Origin of the sequence: Nocardia sp. NPDC020380 (assembly GCF_044386975.1) — a bacterium.
GTDB lineage: Bacteria > Actinomycetota > Actinomycetes > Mycobacteriales > Mycobacteriaceae > Nocardia.
Window position 1 is genome coordinate 286,464 of the sequence record NZ_JBIRVQ010000003.1, and the last position, 18,253, is coordinate 304,716.

Below are 18,253 nucleotides of genomic sequence, written 5' to 3' on the forward strand. Positions count from 1 at the left end.
CGAGCGTTCGAGATGGCATGTCGCGCAGTGTGGTTGTCTGAAAGACGTTATATCACAACATAATTCGAGGTTTCTGTCGTCGAGCAAGCGTAGAATCGAGGCATGGGCACAGACGCGGATGCGGCGATCGGGATGGCGGTGGATCAGTTGACTGCTGCGATCGCGGCCGTGTCCGGCGCGGACCTCACCGCGCTCTCGGATGCCGATCTGGTGGCGGTGGCGCGCCGGTTCGAAACCTGCAAGCGGCAGCTGTCGGCGGTGGATACACGGTTCGTGGTCGAAGCCATGGAGCGAGGGCTGCCACACAAGCACGGGGAATCCCCGACAGGGTTGTTGCGCACTGTGTTCGGGGTGAGCACCTACGAGGCCGGGCAACGGTTGAGTGTGGCGCGCCAGTGCGGGCGGCTGCGAGAGATCGACGGGCATCTCAAGCCCGCCGTCCTGGAATCCACCGGCGCCGCGTTCGCCGAGGGCGCGATTTCTCGCGACCACGTGCGCGGGATCGTCGAAGTGATGAAGGGTCTTCCGGAGGAGCTTCCCGGCGAGGATCGGGGCACGGTGGAGGAGATCCTGGTCCAGCTCTCCCGTTCCTGCTGCCCGGACGATCTGCCGCGGGTCGGCCGCGAGATTCTGGCACGAGTCGATCCGGAGGGAAAGTTCTGCTGCCGAGAGGTGCAGCAACGCCGCCGCGGAATCCACCTGGGCCGACAGCAGATCGACGGCATGTCCTACGTAGAGGGCTGGCTGACTCCCGAAGTGCGGGCTGTGATCGATGCGGTGCTTGCGAAGTTCGCCCGCCCCGGCATGTGCAACCCCGACGACCCGCACAGCCCCCACACCACCAAGGGAATCGACTCCAACACCTTGGACGCGGCGGCCGCTCGTGACCGTCGTGATGCCGCTCAACGCAATCACGACGCCCTGCTGGGGTTGCTGGCCCCGCAGGTGTCGGCAAGCAAGCTGGGTACGCATCGGGGTGTCCCGGTACAGGCCATCATCACCATGAGCCTGGCCGAGCTGGAAGAGGCTGCGGGCATTGCCACTACCGCCTCCGGGGGACACGTCTCGATCCCCGACGCCCTGCGGTTGGCGGAGAAGTCCAAGCCGATCCTGGCCCTGTTCAACCACGATGGCATGCCGTTGCACATGGGTCGTTCCGAACGGCTCGCCACCCCGGCGCAACGGTACGCACTCATCGCCTCCGAACGTGGCTGCACCCGTCCCGGCTGTGATGCTCCCGCCGCACTGTGCCAGGTCCATCACATCACCGAATGGGCAGACGGCGGCCCCACCGACATCGACAACCTCACCCTCGCCTGCGATCACTGCCACGCCCTGGTCAACGACAGCGACAACGGCTGGAAAACCGTAGTCATGGGCAAGGATTCACAGTTCCCGGGCCGCACCGGGTGGATCGCCCCGACGCACATAGACCCGTCCGGGGTAGCGCGAGTAAATCATCGCCATCACCCAGAGGAACAAATCGCACGCGTGACAACCGCGGCACGTGCCCGCCACACGCGGTTACGAGGTCAGCGCTGCCACACGAACCCACGCTCCCCGAGCCGCTTGCAGACGTAACCGCCACAACGGCATTCGGCAATGCCCGTATCTCCGGCCACCAGATATGTGGCCGGGGTACGAGCATGCTCACGAGCTGCACGCCGACCGACAGCCAGTGCGCCAAACTTCCACTGCCACACAATCACCCATCGCCGACGAAGGGATCGAGTCCATCCTTGACTCCGGGCTCGGAGCTTGGCGCCAACCCTGTGGACCGGCGACCTGTCGGTAACTTGCACTGAGCTTGTTCTTTAACCTCGGATTTCAAACCGGCTGGGTTGCTTGATCGTTCGCCGGACAGGCAGGCGGCCTTCGTTTCATCATGTGCTCCGACCAAGGAATGCACGTGAACGAAGACGAAGGCCGCGAGGATGAGTCTGCCGGTTCAAGGCCGGGCGCGAGGTGCGATCGCGCAACTGTCACGTATGCGAGACGAGTTGTATGCGTGTTTGACCGCGCGAGCTGATGAGTTGTTCGAGCTGACCGACGCGGTGCTGTGTGCTCACGGTGCGGTGCGGTCGATACCGGAGTTGACGCTGATTCCGGAGCATCGCCGCGGGCACGGCGCGCTCTACGACGGCCTGGGCGACGGACGGATCGACACTGACCGTTTGCGGAAGCTGTTGTCCAACACCGTGTTACCGCGCTTCGGCGACGGCCGGCTGGTGTTGGCGGTGGACATGTCGGCGTGGTTGCGCTCGGACGCGGCATGTTCACCGGACCGGCTTGTTCTGCCACGTTTACGGACGAGCGAAATCGGCGTCGCAATTCATTCCGGGCTGGCCGTATTCGTTCGTGGCCGTGCTCGAACCTGGTCCGAGCTCGTGGACCCAGATCCTGGACGCGGTACGACTCGGTCCCGAAGACGACGCGGCCGCCATCACCGCCACCCAGTTGCGCGGAGTCGTCGAAAGGTTGATCGCCGCAGGTCAATGGCATCCCGGAGACCCCGAGATCATGATTGTGACCGACGCCGGCTACGACGTCAGCCGACTGGGCTGGACGCTGCGTGATCTGCCGGTCGAAGTCGTGGGTCGACTGCGGTCGGATCGGGTGATGCGACTACCGAAACCGCCTCGGCTGCCCGGAACCAACGGCCGCCCGCCCATGCACGGGCCAGAGTTCCGCTTCACCGATCCACAGTCCTGGCCGCAACCGACCCTGGCCACGACTACCGCGACCGCCAACTACGGCAAGGCCACCGCCCAGGCATGGGACCGGGTCCACCCGAGGCTGACCCGCCGCGCAGCCTGGCTCGACCATGACGAAGCCCTACCCGTGATCGAAGGCACCCTGATCCGGCTCGAGGTCGAACACCTTGCCAAAGACCGTGCCGCACCGCCGATCTGGTTGTGGTCGTCGAAGACCGGCGCTGCCGTCGAGGACATCGACCGGGCCTGGCAGGCATTCCTGCGCCGGTTCGACCTGGAACATACCTTCCGGCTCGTCAAGCAGACTCTCGGCTGGACCCGCCCTAAACTCCGCACCCCCGAGGCCGCGGATCGCTGGACCTGGCTCATCATCGCCGCCCACACCCAACTCCGGCTCGCCCGACCGCTCGCGGCGGATCTGCGCCACCGTTGGGAGAAACCGGCCGACCCGCAGCGGCTCACCCCGGCGCGGGTCCGTCGAGGGTTTCGGAACCTGCGCGCAACCATGGGCACTCCCGCCGCCGCACCCAAACCCACACGGCCCGGACCAGGAAGGCCGCCAGGCCACCGAAACCGCTGCCCCGCAACCCGTTACGACGTCGGCAAAACAGTCAAACGACTCACAGCCCTCTACCAACGCAACCGACCCGAAGATCGCAGAGGTTAAAGAACAAGCTGAGGCAGTACCGGTCCTGACATATCAACTCCCCGATCGAGTTGTCGAGGCCGGCGGTGTCCGCCAGGACCGGACGCCCGTCGGTAGTGAATGTCACGGCGCCGAGGACAATCAGCCGGGCGTCCTGTTCGACCGAAACCGCCGCGGCGGTTGTGAGCCGAGTCCATACTTGTCCAGCCAGGTTCTCACACCAAAGCTGGCGCAGCTCAACGCAATCCGGCCGGTGTTCTCGCAGCTGATTACTTGTCCGAGAGCACACATCTGATGGAGGAGCAAGTGACCGACCTGGAAGGCAAAGGCGAGGACCTGTTCGTTCCGTTGTCGGAGCTGGGCGGGGACGTGCCCGATGAACCACACGCATCTCGTGCGGCAACGTGCAAGCTGTACAACGATTTTCCTGTCGGCATCACGATCCTCCGGCGAGCCGGCGGGAAGTACCGTTACCTGTTCACTCTGGATTCCGGTGCCACAAGCATTGATTTCTGGACCGACGACGAGCTGTGGATAGCGAGCAACACCGGATTCAAGTACCGGGTCGAGTTCCAGTCCGGCGGCGGCCTCCACTTCTACGAGATGCACAAAGTGTCTCCGGCGGCCGGTACGAACAACGTCAGCCGTTTGTAGGGCCAGGTGACTCGCCGGCCGGCCGACAGGGGCGCGGTCGGGCGCAGACTGGCTCCGCCTTCAGCAACCGAATATGTCGGACCGCTTCGGTAAGGTCCGCCGCTATGCGGCGTGCCACCCCGGTCGTCGCGGACATCATCGCGAGAATCTCTGCCCACGATGATCTCGAACGGCACCACATCACAACAGCTTTGGATTGGCTCCATACCATTGACTGCCGCCCTGCCCACGGCCGGAAGCCATCCGGCGGACCGGCTCATCCACCCGTGCTCACGAATGCAGTGACAGCGCTGCCAGCGCTGCACGAAACCCTCATACTGAAGCTCCGGGCGTTCAGCAAGATCGGGAGAACGCTCATGAGAGCCTCCGTAGGTGAGGCTCGGGTCTTGTGCGGTTTCCGACCTCGCTGTTTGCCATGCCATGCTCGCGGCATCCCAGCATCCACACGTCATCGACCGATTCCTCGAGGGCGACACCGGGTACCTCGACGACGTCCTGACGGAAACATTGCGGCTCTACACCCAGCACGCCACGATCCAGCACCTCGTGTCGGACGACATCACCTTGAGCCCGACCGTGACGGTCCCGCGCGGCACACAGCTCCTGCTGGACATCAGCCGCCACGAGCGAAGGACCACGAGCAACCAGACGCGTTCATCCCGGAAAAATGGGAACAGCGCAGCCGGGCCGAGGGCGGATTCGTGGTCTTCGGCAAGGGGCAAGGCAAATGTCCTGCCGAGCGATTCTCCCGAACCGCCGCCGCGGTGATCGTGCGACAACTGCCGAGCTCTTTCGCAGTACACGCACCCATCCGTCACACCCGGGCGCTGGAGGGCGGCCTGTGCTGCCTGGCGCCCCACGGATCGGCCGCAACTGCCGGGATCGGGTTCAAGAAAAAGCTCGTGTGGACACGCGACCGCGCAGAGCGGATGGCCTGCGGCACAGCACAGTTGATCAATTTCTCCCAGGCGGCCCGAGCAGTACAACATCAGCCACGCGGCACCGATCCCGACAACGTTCCCACCGCACGGGATCTCGCCGACAGAGCGGAGTGTCCACAGCACGTGTGAAACGAACTGCCACAGAGACGAATACGAAGCATCGCCTACTACCGGCTTCTGCGCGATTCGAAAGCACCGCCCGTCCGCCGCCGAGATCGACGACGTGCTCGCCCTGTCCGCGGTCGCGCAACGGCAGCCTGCAACGCCTCCAACCCGGCGGGGACGGCGACCCAAATCTCAACCCGGCCACCCTTCGAGCCCACGAAGGAAGGATGCTGCTCGCCCACTGCCGAGCGGCAAACCAGTTGGGATGCCAGGCACCAGCGCGTGCGGTGGTACGTCAAGTCGGCAGGATTGCCACGTTCCGAGCAGGCTGCGATCACTTGGGACATGGGCCGCGATCCATTCCTTGGAGACGGTCCCTATAGCCTGCGGTTCGAGACGGCTATCAATTCTGACCACAATCAAGCTCCAAGTCGCGTCATCCTGCATGACCCGATACTCGTTGCGGCTCAGATAGAAGGACACACGTCCCCGCCGCATTGTCGTTTTGACCTCGAGATGCATATCGCCGTCAGAATGCGAGACCGCAATATCGTAGCCGAACCAATCCGACCAGCTTGCAACATGATCAACCTCGATACTCGCCGAAGCCTCCGTCAGTAGCTCTATGATAGCGAGCTCTCCCGCGTTGCCAATACGGAGCCGTTGGTCAGCATCGACCTTCCCCCAGACGGCAGATAGGCGCGAAAACGCCGTTCTGCCATCAAAACCCAACGCATGCGCAACCGCCAAGAGATCGGCCGGCAACTCTTCAGAAGAGCGGATCAGCATGTCAGCATCCGGTAGCCAGGATGCCTGGCTATGCTCGACGACCGCGTCGAAAACCCGGAAAAATGCTGGCGGCGAAGAACATGCGCTGTCGAGCAAACCAACCTCACGCAGCCAAGCAAGCCCTGCGTCGTACTGCGTCGGGGTCAAGTCGCTGTACTCACCGACGGTTGTGAAAAGTGCGCGAGTCCGGGCTTGTCCGCTAACCGGCAGCTTCTCCAGCCAGCGGACAGCCGCCCGCAGAACCGGTTCAGGCGGAATGGCCACGGAGGTGACCCATCAACGCCGCCAGATCGCGCCGGTCCAGGCCGCCGCCTATCGGCGGCTCCTCTTCGAGATCGGCGAGCATACGTACGGCCGGATCGTCGAGGATTGTGCCCATGAAGGTGAGCTTGTCTCCCAACCGTTGGTCGACAACCTCATCGATCGTGCCCTCAGATGCGAGCACCGCAATGCGAGTCTCCGTCTCTGGGGCAAGGCCAAGACGGTGAATACGATCCAAGCTTTGAAGGAATCTTCCAGCTGCGAAGTCTCGGTCGACATAGACCGCATCGTGGCAATGGTGGTGGAGACTGATGCCTTCGCCGAGTGTAGCGGGGTTAGACAGCAGGACCATGCAGTCCGGATCGTTGCGAAATCTGGCGATCTGAGCTTCACGATCGTTGGTTCCCCCATGCACCACAACCGGGGAGAACTCATCGAGGATGCGTTCCAGCGTGAGCAAGCTGCGCACAAAAGTCGACCACACGAGCGTCTTGCGTCCCTGAGCAGCATTGGCAGCCACAATCGCCAGTACTTCTTGGTATTTCGGTGACATCTCGTACGCAGGAAGGTCCCTCATAAGGTCGAAAAGCGATGAGTTCTCCGATAGAGGAAGTGGCGGAACCTGATACGGCAGCGGCTCATATCGCGTCGTTCCCACCGATAACAATGCCGGACTTGTGGCAGCCATCAAGAGGTAGACAACAGCCTTCCCCATCGCCTGGAAATCGGATTCGGACGCACTTGCACGAGCCGTGTATCGCCCAATCAGTGCGTCATAGATCTCTTTGTGAGTGGGAGGCAACGAGACCAGCCGAAGCGTCGACGTGACCGGAGGTAACCCCAATTCCCCCTTCGTTGTTCGCACGAAGAGAGGCTGCAGAACCCTACTGGCACGGGCAAGATCGCCGCCGGCAACAGCTTGAACAACCTTCTGCCGCCCATATCCAGGCCAGACGAATCCGAACAGATTCTCCAAGTCTTTGACGCCGTTGGGTGCGGGAGTACCGGTGAGAATCAGCCGATGACGGGCATGTGGACCGAGTGCGAGGCAGGCTGAGCCGTAGGTCCCCTCGGCACCCAACTTCATCCGATGCGCCTCATCGAGCAGCAGCATCGACGGACGAGCCGCCAGCCACCGGCCCAGTTCGTTGACAGCACCATCCAATCGCTCGTAGTTGATGATCAGGGCCTCTGCCGCGGGATCGGCACCTCGCGAATAAACATCCATGCGCAGCGGTGCCGACAGACATTCGATGTTCTCGAATTGCCATGACTCGTGAGCCGATTTCGGACCGACGATCAGCAGCCTCTCGATCCCACGGGAATTGCGTATGGATTGAAAGACCGCAAGACCAACGCGCGTCTTACCTGCACCAGGCACAGAGAAGTTTGCGCCGTGCCGAAGCAAGAGAAGCTTGGCTATGTCCCTGCGTTGAAAGGGCGTCAGATCGGCCCGCCACTGCGACCCCAGTAGTTCATCGACGCGTTCCGGGTGCGGATCGTCTGCGGTGACTGCAGTCTCGCCAAGTCGCCCCCCGACTATCTGTGCATCCCGCGCGGTGTCACTCGCAAGGGCAGCGAGCTGCTGATCCCAGACGACGCTACCCGGGGCCGGCCAACTTGCAAGCACCACAAGGTTTGTCAGCAGTTCTTCGAGATCCACATCGACTGTCGCCACCGACCGCTGAACAGGCGTCCGGAACTTGAGGACGAAATTGCGTAGCGCATCTTCATATCCCGGCCCTGCCCTGAAGCGAGCTTTGGTCACGTCGTCTCCAAAGCCGATCTCCAAGCTTGGATCCGCAGGTAGGGTCATTCCTTCTCCCGTGTGGACGCAAGCAACCACTCCACACCATCGCTCGGAGTATCGAATGCTCGGGCCGCAAGTTTCGCGAGGCGGACCAGACTGGCCTTCAATTCCAGCAATGCATCGTCGAACGCCTCCTCATCCAGAGCGCGTTTGCTCTTTGCCTCCGCGAACTCTGCCACACATTGGCTGACGTAATCAGCAGCATCAGTCAACCGCTCAGGGACAGCCACCTGTCGCTTCTGATACTGGGCATCCTTGCCAGCCATCCTCGTTGCGGTGTCGAAGCTTTCGCGCGCGTTCTTGAGGATACGATCCGCTGTGGCCAGCTCAGCCGGAGGAAGACCGTCTCCCACCTGCGACAGCGCTTTCGCCTTGAGCAGCGTGTCGGTAAGCGTCTGACTTGTCTTGACGTCCGCAGCGGCGCCAGGGACCGCCACGCCGGGCAGCCCCGGAATTTGGATTGCCACCGAATCGACAACAGCGGGCTTAAGCTCTTGCGGTAGCTGCCGCTCCAGGTATCGGTCGTAGAAATCGAGTTCCATGAGACGGAGGGTGGTCTTCGAATAGTTCAGTACAACAGCGGCCAGCCGTGATTCCTTCAGCCGCTCAGCGCCGTCAGGATCGGTCTCAGCCAGTTTCGCGTAATCCCGGCGGAGCTCACGCAACTTTTCCTGATGCTCCTCGAAATCGATCAGGCGCAGCTGCGCCCCCGTCTCGGTCCGGCTCCGATCAATAGCATCCCGAATCAACCCATAGACCCACCGATCTCCCTTCAGGGTCGCAAGCTTGATGTTGAAATCCCGAGCCACATCCTCGGGCTGGCGGCCACCGGCCAGCTCGTCCTCGATCGCAATCAGCCGGTTGATGTAGGAGTAGTCGCGCCGCTTGTCACGACGAAGCTGCAGTGAGAGCTCCACCTCATTGATGTCTCGCCGAGAGGTATCGCTGGGTAGTACACCGACGCGAATGTCCTTTATTCCCAGCTCACGAAGCGCTGCACATCGCGTATTCCCGTCTACAAGAATACCTTTGGGACTTATGATGCCCGGATCGCGCTGGCCGCTATCGTCCAGCTCGTCCATGAGGGCTTCGAAGTCCGGGTCAACCTGATCGAGATTCGATGGCTTGCAACGCAACAAGTAAGCAAGATAGTCCTGCGCTTCGTCGCTCCATGGATTCTCCTCGAGCACGCGGTTCCGGACCGGATCGAGCGTACGCTGAGCCCTGATGCGATGGGTATCGGGATTGAAGTAGAGCATGTCCACCGGCATCGAGACGACGTATAGGTGCTTCTGCTCCCCTCGCCAGTCGACCGTCACCTTGGCACCGTCATCCTGCTTGGCTTGCCGCAGTCGCTCGGCCACCATCAGACCGATCTTGTCCCCTTCGGGTGGAATTCCGAACTGTCCCGCCATCTTTGGACACCTCCCATGCTCACGACATCATCCACGTTGCCCGCGCATCATTACACAGACATCCGATAAAACGGACAAATGCAATACTGTCAGCCGACCGAGACCGCTAGCCTCGTACCAGCTTCCGACGTAAGGCATAGCCGAGGGACGGAGCGCCTGCAACGATGATCCAGACCGATTACAGCACGAAACGGAGTACTGATGCCCCTCCCCGACTGGCGCGACGACAAGACCGGCGGCACGATGATCCGCAGCGGCTTGTGGCTGGTACTCGAGATCGGCGAGGGCAACGTGTTCACGAAAGAACAGCTCCGAGATGCTTTTCCCGGCGTATCCCAGGTCGACCGACGAGTACGCGACCTTCGCAAGTACAACTGGGTCATTCTGGCCAACACCGAAGACAGCCACTTGCTACCCGACGAGCAGCGGTTCGTCAAGGCCGGCGTGGCCGTTTGGGACCGCAACGAGCGGCGGAAAGCCGACCTGGCCATCGCAGTTCCCGCCACCGACCGACAGGCCGTCTTCGAGCGTGATGGCTATATGTGCACCGTGTGCGGAATCGGGGGCGCTGAACCGTACGTCGACGACTCGAATACGACCGCGGTATTGGAAGTCGCACGTCGCAAGAGCATCCTTCCAAGCGGGGAGGAAGATGTCCTGCTCGTCACCGAGTGCAAACGCTGCCACACTGGCGCTCGCGACAAGACAACGGATGCATCGGAAGTACTTGCCGAGATCCACGCGCTCGATCCCAGCGATCGCCGCCGCCTTGCACGATGGATAGACCGCGGACGCCGGGGATCTACACCGCTCGAACGCGCATGGAATGGATTCCGCCGTCTTCCCGCAGATGCACGCGAGAGAGTCCAGTCAGAACTTCAGGCATAGAGCACTGGCGGAGAACAACCCATTCCGACAGCCACGCGAGGCAGGCAGGCAGGCAGGCTGACTCAAATGGCCGGTCACCCAACCGTTCTCACGACTGCCGGCCCAGGTAGGCGCAGGCGCTCTGCGTCTACCTGCTGGAGTTTCCATGGAGTCATGCTCCTCGAGCTTGTCGACAGCAGCGACCGTTCAGACGTGCCGGAGTACATCACGGCCGAAGCGCGAGGCGTAAGCTGTTTCCGCACCGTTTCATCTCATCGTCCGTAGGCAAAGCGACGCTACCGAAGTGGCCGGGCGCGGCCATCTGGAGGTCGACGAAGCTGAACTGACTCTGATCACCTAAGTAGAACTGCGCCGGGTGCTTTCGCCCCTGTCTGCCGCGTCGATAGTTAGGGTTCTCGATGTAGATACCCACAACTGCCGTGCCACACCATAAGTCGGCCCGGAAGAGCGCATCAGCAAGCGGGTGGCCGAAAACCTCCAACCCGGCCCTGCGAAGCCAGCCCAAGGTGTAGACCTCGCGCAGGAATGAGTAGTAGAAGGCGCCGATTCGCCACTGCAACGCATCATGAACCGCTGCCAGCGCCTGCTTCTCGCCATAGCCCTTACGGTCGACCAGGTAACTCGCGGCCTCAGACTGCTTCTGCCGCGCAGGATTCCATAGCCAGTCCCGCCGCGAGGGCGCTGCACTCCACTCGTCACGAAACTCCTGCCAGCTGAATAGTCGGCCTAGATCCTCGAGGCAGAAGTGGAACAGGTGGGAGAAGGCAAAGTCTGGACGCCAATCTCTGATCAGATGCACTGTGTCTTCGAAGTTCTCTCGCAGGACACCCAGCGGATGCTCCGTGTCCAACGTTCGAACCTCTTCTGGCTCAACCCGATAGAGTGACGAGCTGACATGAGCGAGGACCTTCTCGGCCACGTACTCACGTCCCTGAAGTGTCCTCCACTGCTGCAGCCGCCTCTTGGCCTTCCCACTCGAGCCGAAGAAGAGCGCCACGTCCCGACCGTTGACTTGTTCCTTCATACCGAGTGTCCTCGAGTCCCAATAGACCGATTTATCCATATTGCCAGGTTCACAAGACAAACCCCGGAATGGTTGGACGCAGCTAAATACCTTCTGGCCGTTGCACTTTCGATCCGTCTCAACGAGGCACGCCCGCGGTCTACGTGGACTTGCCCAAGAGCTTCAGGATCTCCAATCGCGCCTGTTGCCGGTCACCAGGCGCGAGTTTGCGGTATCGGTCATAGAGTTCGTCGAGCGAGTCTCGTTTTCGACTGCCGCTCTCGATCCAGCCGACAAGCCGTGTGATCTGTTCTCTCCTCAGCAGTCGTGCCGCGTAGATCACCTCTTCGGCCGACTCGGGCTTGCCGCCTTCGGAACGAAGTGGCTCGTTGCATCGAGAGCATTCCGTGCGGAGATTGGCGAGATCGCCCTTGCCTCCGAAGTCGTCGGATACGAGATGGCCGACTGTCATAACCGCGTGCGAGTCAGGCTCTCCCGGATACGGTTCTCCATCACCGATCCCACACATCTGGCAGCGAGATCCGTCTCGCTTCAGGACCTCGAACCGGATCCTGGCGCTGATCGCAGAGGGATTCCGTGGCCTGTCACTCCCGCAGCCGGGGTACCAGCCAATCTTGTCGATCCGGTACTGCTCAGCCGGCAAGTCGCGAGCATACTTCGGCGACGGAATGTTCCATCCGTCTTTCCGGAGCTCACGTAGTCGGCGCTGCGTGTGCTCCTTCGAGTTCGGCGCACCGTCCTCACCGATCGCCCGGCGTAGCTCTTTGGTACTGAACGTATCCCCGACCTTCTTGTTGAAAGCCAGCCATGCGGCAGCCTTCCGCTCGTCGCCGTATCGCCGCGATGTGCCCGGCCAGGTCTTCAGCTCCCACCAGAGAACCCCTTCCGCTCCGTACGCCTCGGGCGGATACTCCATGCGGCCACCTTCTTCCGAACGTCCAGTACTTAGTTCGGTTATACAAGGTGCCACCGACATCGAGGTTCAGCTACTCTCACGCAACCCCAATGAAGCAGGCCTGTCCAGGTCTCCTACCCGCTCAGTCGATTCCGAGGCGCTCCGATGTCAGGGATGCCTGCCTCTTCACACCGACTCGATGCCATCCATTGACCCAAGACGCCAAATCACACGGTGCAGCAGAAGAGCGCGTGTCTGGAGCGTCTGCTGACTATCCCTGCTGCAATCCCATATGATCGCTCACATGTTCGGATCCGCCATCCAAGACTCTGGTGACAGCCGCCACCGCGCTGTCCAGGCTCTCGTGTTCCCACAGGCGGATCACCTGCCAGCCGGCAGCGGTGAGAGCCTCGTTCGTGGCGCGGTCACGTTCAATGGTCCGGCGAAGCTTTGGGGCCCAATACCATTCGTTGGTTGTGGGCTCCCGACCATGGTCGGGACAGACATGCCAGAAGCAACCGTCGACGAAGACAGCGACCTTACGAGCAGTGAAGACAATATCTGGCCGGACTTTCGCCGATCCGAGGTCAAGTCTGAGATCCTTGCGGTATCGATACCCCAGCCGGTGCAGCTCGCGCCGCAGAACAACTTCTGGCTTAGTATCAGACCGCCGGTTGGCCCTCATGTTCCGGGAACGTCCCTCGTTGAGAGGCGCAGGGTAGAGACCTCGTTCATGGGCCTTCCTGCGGGCTTCTTCCGATCGGCTCTCAGTCACATCTGTCCCGGTTCGAGGTGAATGAATCTCGTGCGGAAAGATACTCCCGCATACCCGGCCGCCTTACCCCAGCCTCCGCATCGAAAGGTACCCGAATGACCGACCTTTGCGTCGTCGAGCTCTATCCCGGCGCTAGCGGACGAGCAGAAACGACGGATTGCCAGGTCACTCTGGCGCGCTGGGGCAACCGGGAGGGCGCCGCATGAGCCGTAAAGGCAAGTCCAACGGCGCTGCTGCAACGCCGGCAGAACCTGAGTTCACCTCCATCGAGATCTGTGCTGGAGCCGGCGGCCAGGCAGTAGGCCTGCACGAGGCAGGCTTCGGGCACTTGGCGCTGGTCGAAATCGACGAACACGCAGTCGAGACTCTCAATCTCAACATCAACGCCCACCCACGATGGGTGTGGGAGAGAGATCACTGCGACGTACTGTCTGCCGATGTAAACCTCTTCGATCCCTTTCGTGATGTACGCAAAGGTGAAAAGCTCCTGAATAAGCGCGGGCTGGACCTCCTAGCCGGTGGCGTTCCGTGCCCGCCGTTCTCACACGCAGGAAAACAGCTGGGCAAACACGATGAGCGAGATCTATTTCCACGCATGCTGGAGCTTGTCGAAATCCTCAATCCGCGCGCAGTAATGATCGAAAATGTCCGCGGGATCATGGATCCGAAGTTCAAGCACTACCGGGATTGGATCATAGCGCGGCTTCAGGGAGGCACTTACCGCGGCGACGACAACCAAGTCGCGAAGGAGGAGGGACTCGGATACAGCGTCGCTAACTGGGACGTCTTGGAGGCCAGCGACTTCGGGGTTCCCCAGCTTCGTCCGCGCGCGATACTTGTCGCATTCCGGAACGACATCATTAAAGATCTGAAGTACGAGTGGCCGACGGCTACCCATGAGGAGCCGATGAGCGTCGCAGACAGCCTTGAAGCCTCTATGCATGAGCGATTCAGCCGATACTTCACGGGCGATCGCCGACAGCAGGCTCACGCGTCATTCAACCGTTGGCACAGTATTGCGCTTCAACGCGATAGTGAACTCAAAGGCAAGGGCGGTGGTATAGCGCCAACGCTGGTCGGTGGTTCGAAAAAGCATGGAGGCGCAGACCTCGGTCCCAGCCGTGCCAAAGCAACATGGAAGCAACTCGGGATCTCAGGAATGGGCGTCGCAAACGATATCGAGACCTGCATACAAAAGCAGACTGAAGGGCGAGATCTATTCGGCCCCGATGGGCCTATGTTGACCGTGCGCCAAGCTGCCATCATCCAGGGATTTCCGACCGAATGGAAGTTCTCAGGCGGAAAGACCGCACAATATCGACAGGTCGGAAATGCTTTTCCGCCACCAGTAGCTGCTGCAGTAGGAAAATCTATTATTGAGGTATTGAGGTCGGCACGAGAACGCGACGGCAGTCTGGATGCCCCCGACGAGAGTGAATCCGATCAGTCACAACTTGAGCTCCCGCTGGACAAGCTCGCGCCGGAACCTGCGCTGCGCGCTTCGTAACAGCTTCTGCAGAGAGTAGAGCATCTGTTGGCAACGGCTCAGCGGAAAAGTATCGCCGAGCCGTTGCAGTACAGCACACTTCAGGAATTCAGCAGCGATCCGACCACCACTACCATCGAGCTAAAGTATCGGCAAGATCAGAGTACGGTCGCACACGACTATGCACCTTCACCTCATGCCAGTCGCTCAACTGATCATTGGTTATTTCACCAGACTTAGCCAGACTTGATATAGCCTGATCAAGGGCGTCGTAGGCGATGTGGTAAACCGCATCGACCTCCCCGGTACCGCGAGCAATCGAGGCGAGGCGACTCGGAAGTGGCTCCGCGGTAACTACTGCAAGATGCGGAAGCCGATCTCTCCTGTGGCGAATCATCTGATTATTCTCGTGCCGAATATTCTGCACTCGATCACTGCGGATTGTCCATTTACATGAGACTGCAGCATGCAGGAATGGCAGATCGCCATTCTCCCCCGAATGAAGCCCCACCACGACATCAGGCTTTATAATATAGTCCGTGCCCAGAGCAGCCTTGAGCTCTTCGTAACTGTTCACAAGCAGGTCGACACGCTTCAGGTGCTCATATTGCACGAAATTAGTTATAGGCTTCGCCGACTTCGGTATCATCCATATACGCCCCGGAGATAGCTTAGGAATTTCAGCTGCAAGATCGGAAGCGACCGCAACCTCAAGTGGCCTGCCACTTTTCGGATCAACAATTCCGGATGCAATCCCTCTTGGAACCCCCAAGTTATCGAGCACAGCCGCCGCAATTGCGATCGAAGGCTTGTTGCTGGTGTCCGCAGTATTCGGCAGAAGCCCTTTTTTCCCAGATTTCCACCCGAGAAGCTTCGTCGCAAATGGCGCATCGGTCAAGAAGAACCTCCAACTGTCATAGAGAATGTATATTCAATCCACAATAGAGTATCTTCAATAAGAATACCAAAATCCATCCATCTCGCCGGTTACTCGGAATTGATCGGCAGGGCGTCCGCCGCGAGAATCCGAAGAGCATGAAGCGCAAGATCCACCGGAGAGCCAGTCCCAGAGGTCGGCCCGCTGCCGGAAGCCCACTGTTCCACAGCAATCCGGATGGCGCCCGCCGCAGCCGCCGCGATCAACCTGAGTTGCAAGAGATCTGCGGTGGGGCCCACCAGGTCGGCCAGGACTCGATACAAGTCGCGTTCGGACTCCATGTTTATGCGGTGCCAGATCGTACGAAGTGCCGGGTCATCGTCCATGGCACGGATGAGGCCTCGGGTGGTTTCGAGGTCTTCGGGGGCACCATCGAACGTCAGGGCGGCCCGGATTGCTTGTTCGAGCTCGGGGAGCATCGGCAAGCGGTGGGGGCCGGAGGCTACTACTTCTAGCCAGCGTTGGGCGCCGGTGGCTAGGAGCGGCTCGACTGCTTCTTCCTTTGTTCGGGAGTAGCGGTAGAAGGTGCGGAGGCCTATGCCGGCTTCGGCGGCTATTTGTTCGGCGGTGACGTCGGCGGTGCCGTGTTCGGCGAAGAGGCGGGCTGCGGTGCGGGCTATGTCCAGGCGGGTTTCTGCCTTGCGGCGTTCGGCCAGGGAGGGGCGGCGGGGCGGCTGAGCGGACATTGTCACCTCCTTCGGAGTGGGGTTCAAGCTTTGATCCTAGTTGATGGGATGCCACTATGGCACGCTGTGTCATATAGGCGTAGCGTGTCAGATAGAGGTTGGAACACCGTTAGGAGAGATTGCAATGGAGCGTTTCGTTGATCGCCGAGTACTGATCACTGGTGGTGGGTCCGGTATCGGCCGGGCTACTGTGCACCGGATCCTTGCTGAGGGTGGGCAGGTTGTGGCTGCCGATATCAATGAGGATGGGCTTGCCGAGACTGCTAAGCAGGCTGCTGCCAATGGGAATGGCGATCGGCTCAGCACCGTGAAGATCAACATTGGGGATGAAGCGTCGGTCAAGGCCGGGGTTGCTCAGGCTGTTGAGAATCTTGGTGGTGGGCTGGATGCGCTGATCAATGCGGCGGGCATCCTTCGGTCGGCGCATACGCATGACATGCCGTTGGAGGATTGGAATCGGATCATCACGGTCAACCTGACGGGGACCTTTCTGATGATTCGGGAGGCGTTGCCGACGCTCCTTCGGTCGGAGAAGAAGGTGATCGTGAACTTCGCGTCTACGTCTACCTTCTTTGCGCACCCGTACATGGCGGCTTACGCCGCATCGAAGGGTGGGATCATGTCGATGACGCATGCGCTGGCTTCCGAGTACTCCAAGGAGGGGTTGCGGGTGGTTGCTGTTGCGCCGGGGTCGATCTCGAGTGATATGACCGATGGGCGGGGGCCGGGGATTCCGGAAGATGCTGATTTCACGCTGTTTTCGAAGTTGATTCCGGCTATCGGGCAAGGGTTTGCCTCAGCGGATACTGTGGCCGGGGTTGTGGCCATGCTGGCCTCGGATGATGGGGCGTTCATTACGGGGACCGAGATTCGGATCGACGGGGGTACACACGCCTGAGAGTCAGAGCGATTGCGTATAGACCCATTACAGCGGCCCTGCCGGGAGAGATCCTGCGGGGCCGTTGGCGTGCAACGGGTTTCGGATTCGGACAATCCTGTGAATTCGGTGACTTTCCTGTGAAATCGGCACCAGAATTCACAGCTGTTCAATTTTCGCGTTCCCGTGAATTGGGGCAGAGTGTCCTTCATGAAGTCTGGTTCTGTTCGACGGACGCTTGCGCGAGTGGCAGCGGCCGGTGCGATTGTTGCAATTCCCCTCGGGGCCGTGGCGGGTACCGCGTCGGCCGATGTTCCCCTGCAGCCGAGCCAGCCGGTGGCCGGCCAGCCCACTGCCACCGATATCGACTGGTGGCACCACGACCACGATCGCGACCACTGGCGCGATCGCCACGACCACGACTGGCGTTGGCACCACGACAACGACTGGTGGAACCAGTACGTGCCGGACGGTGTGCCGGACGGCGCGTTCGGTAGCTCCTAAGCCGTAACCACGATCAGAGAACCGCAACGGCCCGCCGAGGATTCGGCGGGTCGTTGCGGTTTTTCACGGGCGGGGTAGCTGAGCCGCCACGCCGTCCAGGATCAGGTCCAGGCCGAAGGTGAACTCCTCGTCACCGGAAGTCTCCGGCTGGGGCACCGCGTCGAACAGGCCCGAGGCGAAAAGGGCTGCGGCGTGCGGGAATCTGGCCGGATCGACCAGGGGAGACAATTCGGCACGATAGGCGCGCAGGGCCTGGGATTCGTCGAGATGCGCTGCGCTGCGGTGGTCTTCGAGCTGCTGCGTGGCCGCGACGGACTGGCGGACGAAGCTGTCCAGCAGGAAGATCACGCCGAGCAGCGACGGCCAGTTCAGGCCCGTGTCGCGCAGTGCGCCCAGGCCGGCGTCCATCCAGCCGATGGCGTTCGGTCCGCGGGGCGGGCCACTGATCGGCAGTTGAGCCAACCAGGGATGGCGGAGACAAACGGCGCGATGCGCCTCCGCCCAACGACGCAGGGCCGCACGCCAACCGGCCGCAGGGTCGAGATCGACCGGCGGCGGACCTTGCGCCGCGTCGGCCATCAGGATGGTCAGCTCATCCTTCGAACCGATGTGCCGGTACAGGGACATGGGCGTGACCTTCAGGGCCGCGGCGATTTTCGGCAGCGAGGCCGCGCTCACGCCGCCACCGTCAGCCAGCTCCACAGCCTTGTTCACCACTCGATCCACATCGAGTTCGGCGGGCCGGCCCAGCCGCGGGCCCGCGCGCAGGCGCCACAGTCGCACCAGATCGCCCGGCACCTCGGGGTCCGCCATCGCCCTACACCACCTCCAGAAAATCTCCTGGCG

The 18,253-nt window shown here is 61.3% G+C and carries 17 protein-coding genes and 1 pseudogene; 9 read left to right on the forward strand and 9 right to left on the reverse strand.

What is annotated here, in order from left to right; translation table 11 throughout:
• The first annotated feature begins 102 nt into the window (after nt 1–102).
• The 5 genes and pseudogenes from ACH438_RS08820 (at nt 103) to ACH438_RS08840 (ending at nt 5,084) form a co-directional block, all read left to right on the forward strand.
• A complete protein-coding gene (locus ACH438_RS08820; protein WP_397002837.1) occupies nt 103–1,581 on the forward strand; it encodes a DUF222 domain-containing protein in 1,479 nt (492 codons plus the stop codon).
• Nucleotides 1,582–1,988: 407 nt separating this feature from the next.
• Nucleotides 1,989–2,228: pseudogene (locus tag ACH438_RS08825) on the forward strand (transposase); the annotation flags it as partial.
• Nucleotides 2,229–2,289: 61 nt separating this feature from the next.
• Nucleotides 2,290–3,381, forward strand: coding sequence for a transposase (locus tag ACH438_RS08830; RefSeq protein WP_397002839.1), 1,092 nt, complete (start codon nt 2,290–2,292; stop codon nt 3,379–3,381).
• A 285-nt stretch (nt 3,382–3,666) separates the two neighbouring features.
• Nucleotides 3,667–4,014, forward strand: coding sequence for a hypothetical protein (locus ACH438_RS08835; RefSeq protein ID WP_397002841.1), 348 nt, complete (start codon nt 3,667–3,669; stop codon nt 4,012–4,014).
• A gap of 701 nt (nt 4,015–4,715) precedes the next feature.
• On the forward strand, nt 4,716–5,084 hold the full coding sequence (locus ACH438_RS08840) for a hypothetical protein (protein ID WP_397002843.1): 369 nt from the start codon (nt 4,716–4,718) through the stop codon (nt 5,082–5,084).
• Between the two features lie 168 nt (nt 5,085–5,252).
• Here the strand turns inward: ACH438_RS08840 and ACH438_RS08845 are convergent, their stop codons facing one another.
• From ACH438_RS08845 to ACH438_RS08855, 3 genes are read right to left on the reverse strand one after another with little or no spacing between them, the layout of a single operon-like run.
• Nucleotides 5,253–6,113, reverse strand: a complete 861-nt coding sequence (locus ACH438_RS08845) for a protein NO VEIN domain-containing protein (protein WP_397002845.1) — start codon at nt 6,111–6,113, stop codon at nt 5,253–5,255.
• Nucleotides 6,097–7,878: a DEAD/DEAH box helicase gene (locus tag ACH438_RS08850; RefSeq protein ID WP_397002847.1), complete on the reverse strand. Its 1,782-nt coding sequence runs from the start codon at nt 7,876–7,878 to the stop codon at nt 6,097–6,099. The genes ACH438_RS08845 and ACH438_RS08850 overlap by 17 nt, the downstream gene beginning before the upstream one ends.
• Nucleotides 7,879–7,922: 44 nt before the next feature.
• Nucleotides 7,923–9,335, reverse strand: a complete 1,413-nt coding sequence (locus ACH438_RS08855; RefSeq protein ID WP_397002849.1) for a ParB N-terminal domain-containing protein — start codon at nt 9,333–9,335, stop codon at nt 7,923–7,925.
• Between the two features lie 201 nt (nt 9,336–9,536).
• On the opposite strand from ACH438_RS08855, the gene ACH438_RS08860 reads away from it, so the two are divergent.
• The gene (locus ACH438_RS08860; RefSeq protein WP_397002851.1) at nt 9,537–10,223 is read left to right on the forward strand and encodes a hypothetical protein; all 687 of its coding nucleotides are present in this window, start codon (nt 9,537–9,539) and stop codon (nt 10,221–10,223) included.
• Between the two features lie 205 nt (nt 10,224–10,428).
• Here ACH438_RS08860 and ACH438_RS08865 read toward each other — a convergent pair whose 3' ends face one another.
• The 3 genes from ACH438_RS08865 to ACH438_RS08875 all read right to left on the reverse strand — a co-directional run bounded on the left by ACH438_RS08865 (nt 10,429) and on the right by ACH438_RS08875 (nt 12,827).
• The gene (locus ACH438_RS08865) at nt 10,429–11,247 is read right to left on the reverse strand and encodes a hypothetical protein (protein ID WP_397002853.1); all 819 of its coding nucleotides are present in this window, start codon (nt 11,245–11,247) and stop codon (nt 10,429–10,431) included.
• A gap of 139 nt (nt 11,248–11,386) precedes the next feature.
• Complete coding sequence (locus ACH438_RS08870; protein ID WP_397002855.1) at nt 11,387–12,163, reverse strand: HNH endonuclease; 777 nt, start codon at nt 12,161–12,163, stop codon at nt 11,387–11,389.
• 250 nt (nt 12,164–12,413) lie between these two features.
• Complete coding sequence (locus ACH438_RS08875; protein WP_397002857.1) at nt 12,414–12,827, reverse strand: very short patch repair endonuclease; 414 nt, start codon at nt 12,825–12,827, stop codon at nt 12,414–12,416.
• 292 nt (nt 12,828–13,119) lie between these two features.
• On the opposite strand from ACH438_RS08875, the gene ACH438_RS08880 reads away from it, so the two are divergent.
• Complete coding sequence (locus ACH438_RS08880) at nt 13,120–14,424, forward strand: DNA cytosine methyltransferase (RefSeq protein WP_397002859.1); 1,305 nt, start codon at nt 13,120–13,122, stop codon at nt 14,422–14,424.
• 109 nt (nt 14,425–14,533) lie between these two features.
• Here ACH438_RS08880 and ACH438_RS08885 read toward each other — a convergent pair whose 3' ends face one another.
• Complete coding sequence (locus ACH438_RS08885; protein ID WP_397002864.1) at nt 14,534–15,301, reverse strand: NgoMIV family type II restriction endonuclease; 768 nt, start codon at nt 15,299–15,301, stop codon at nt 14,534–14,536.
• A gap of 89 nt (nt 15,302–15,390) precedes the next feature.
• A complete protein-coding gene (locus tag ACH438_RS08890; protein ID WP_397002866.1) occupies nt 15,391–16,026 on the reverse strand; it encodes a TetR/AcrR family transcriptional regulator in 636 nt (211 codons plus the stop codon).
• Between the two features lie 124 nt (nt 16,027–16,150).
• Here ACH438_RS08890 and ACH438_RS08895 point away from each other — a divergent pair, with 124 nt between their 5' ends.
• Both ACH438_RS08895 and ACH438_RS08900 read left to right on the forward strand, forming a co-directional pair.
• The gene (locus ACH438_RS08895) at nt 16,151–16,924 is read left to right on the forward strand and encodes an SDR family NAD(P)-dependent oxidoreductase (RefSeq protein ID WP_397002869.1); all 774 of its coding nucleotides are present in this window, start codon (nt 16,151–16,153) and stop codon (nt 16,922–16,924) included.
• A 267-nt stretch (nt 16,925–17,191) separates the two neighbouring features.
• Nucleotides 17,192–17,407 (forward strand): hypothetical protein, encoded by a 216-nt coding sequence (locus tag ACH438_RS08900; protein WP_397002871.1) that lies wholly within the window; start codon nt 17,192–17,194, stop codon nt 17,405–17,407.
• 63 nt (nt 17,408–17,470) lie between these two features.
• On the opposite strand, the gene ACH438_RS08905 is transcribed toward ACH438_RS08900, so the two are convergent.
• Nucleotides 17,471–18,220: a TetR/AcrR family transcriptional regulator gene (locus tag ACH438_RS08905; RefSeq protein ID WP_397002873.1), complete on the reverse strand. Its 750-nt coding sequence runs from the start codon at nt 18,218–18,220 to the stop codon at nt 17,471–17,473.
• Between the last annotated feature and the right edge of the window lie 33 nt (nt 18,221–18,253).

Excerpts from the sequence above, each read along its gene's own strand:
- ACH438_RS08820 (WP_397002837.1), top strand. The coding sequence starts at position 103 with ATGGGCACAGACGCGGATGCGGCGATCGGGATGGCGGTGGATCAGTTG.
- ACH438_RS08855 (WP_397002849.1), bottom strand. The coding sequence starts at position 9,335 with ATGGCGGGACAGTTCGGAATTCCACCCGAAGGGGACAAGATCGGTCTG.
- ACH438_RS08860 (WP_397002851.1), top strand. The coding sequence starts at position 9,537 with ATGCCCCTCCCCGACTGGCGCGACGACAAGACCGGCGGCACGATGATC.
- ACH438_RS08865 (WP_397002853.1), bottom strand. The coding sequence starts at position 11,247 with ATGAAGGAACAAGTCAACGGTCGGGACGTGGCGCTCTTCTTCGGCTCG.
- ACH438_RS08870 (WP_397002855.1), bottom strand. The coding sequence starts at position 12,163 with ATGGAGTATCCGCCCGAGGCGTACGGAGCGGAAGGGGTTCTCTGGTGG.
- ACH438_RS08875 (WP_397002857.1), bottom strand. The coding sequence starts at position 12,827 with ATGAGGGCCAACCGGCGGTCTGATACTAAGCCAGAAGTTGTTCTGCGG.
- ACH438_RS08880 (WP_397002859.1), top strand. The coding sequence starts at position 13,120 with ATGAGCCGTAAAGGCAAGTCCAACGGCGCTGCTGCAACGCCGGCAGAA.
- ACH438_RS08890 (WP_397002866.1), bottom strand. The coding sequence starts at position 16,026 with ATGTCCGCTCAGCCGCCCCGCCGCCCCTCCCTGGCCGAACGCCGCAAG.
- ACH438_RS08895 (WP_397002869.1), top strand. The coding sequence starts at position 16,151 with ATGGAGCGTTTCGTTGATCGCCGAGTACTGATCACTGGTGGTGGGTCC.
- ACH438_RS08905 (WP_397002873.1), bottom strand. The coding sequence starts at position 18,220 with ATGGCGGACCCCGAGGTGCCGGGCGATCTGGTGCGACTGTGGCGCCTG.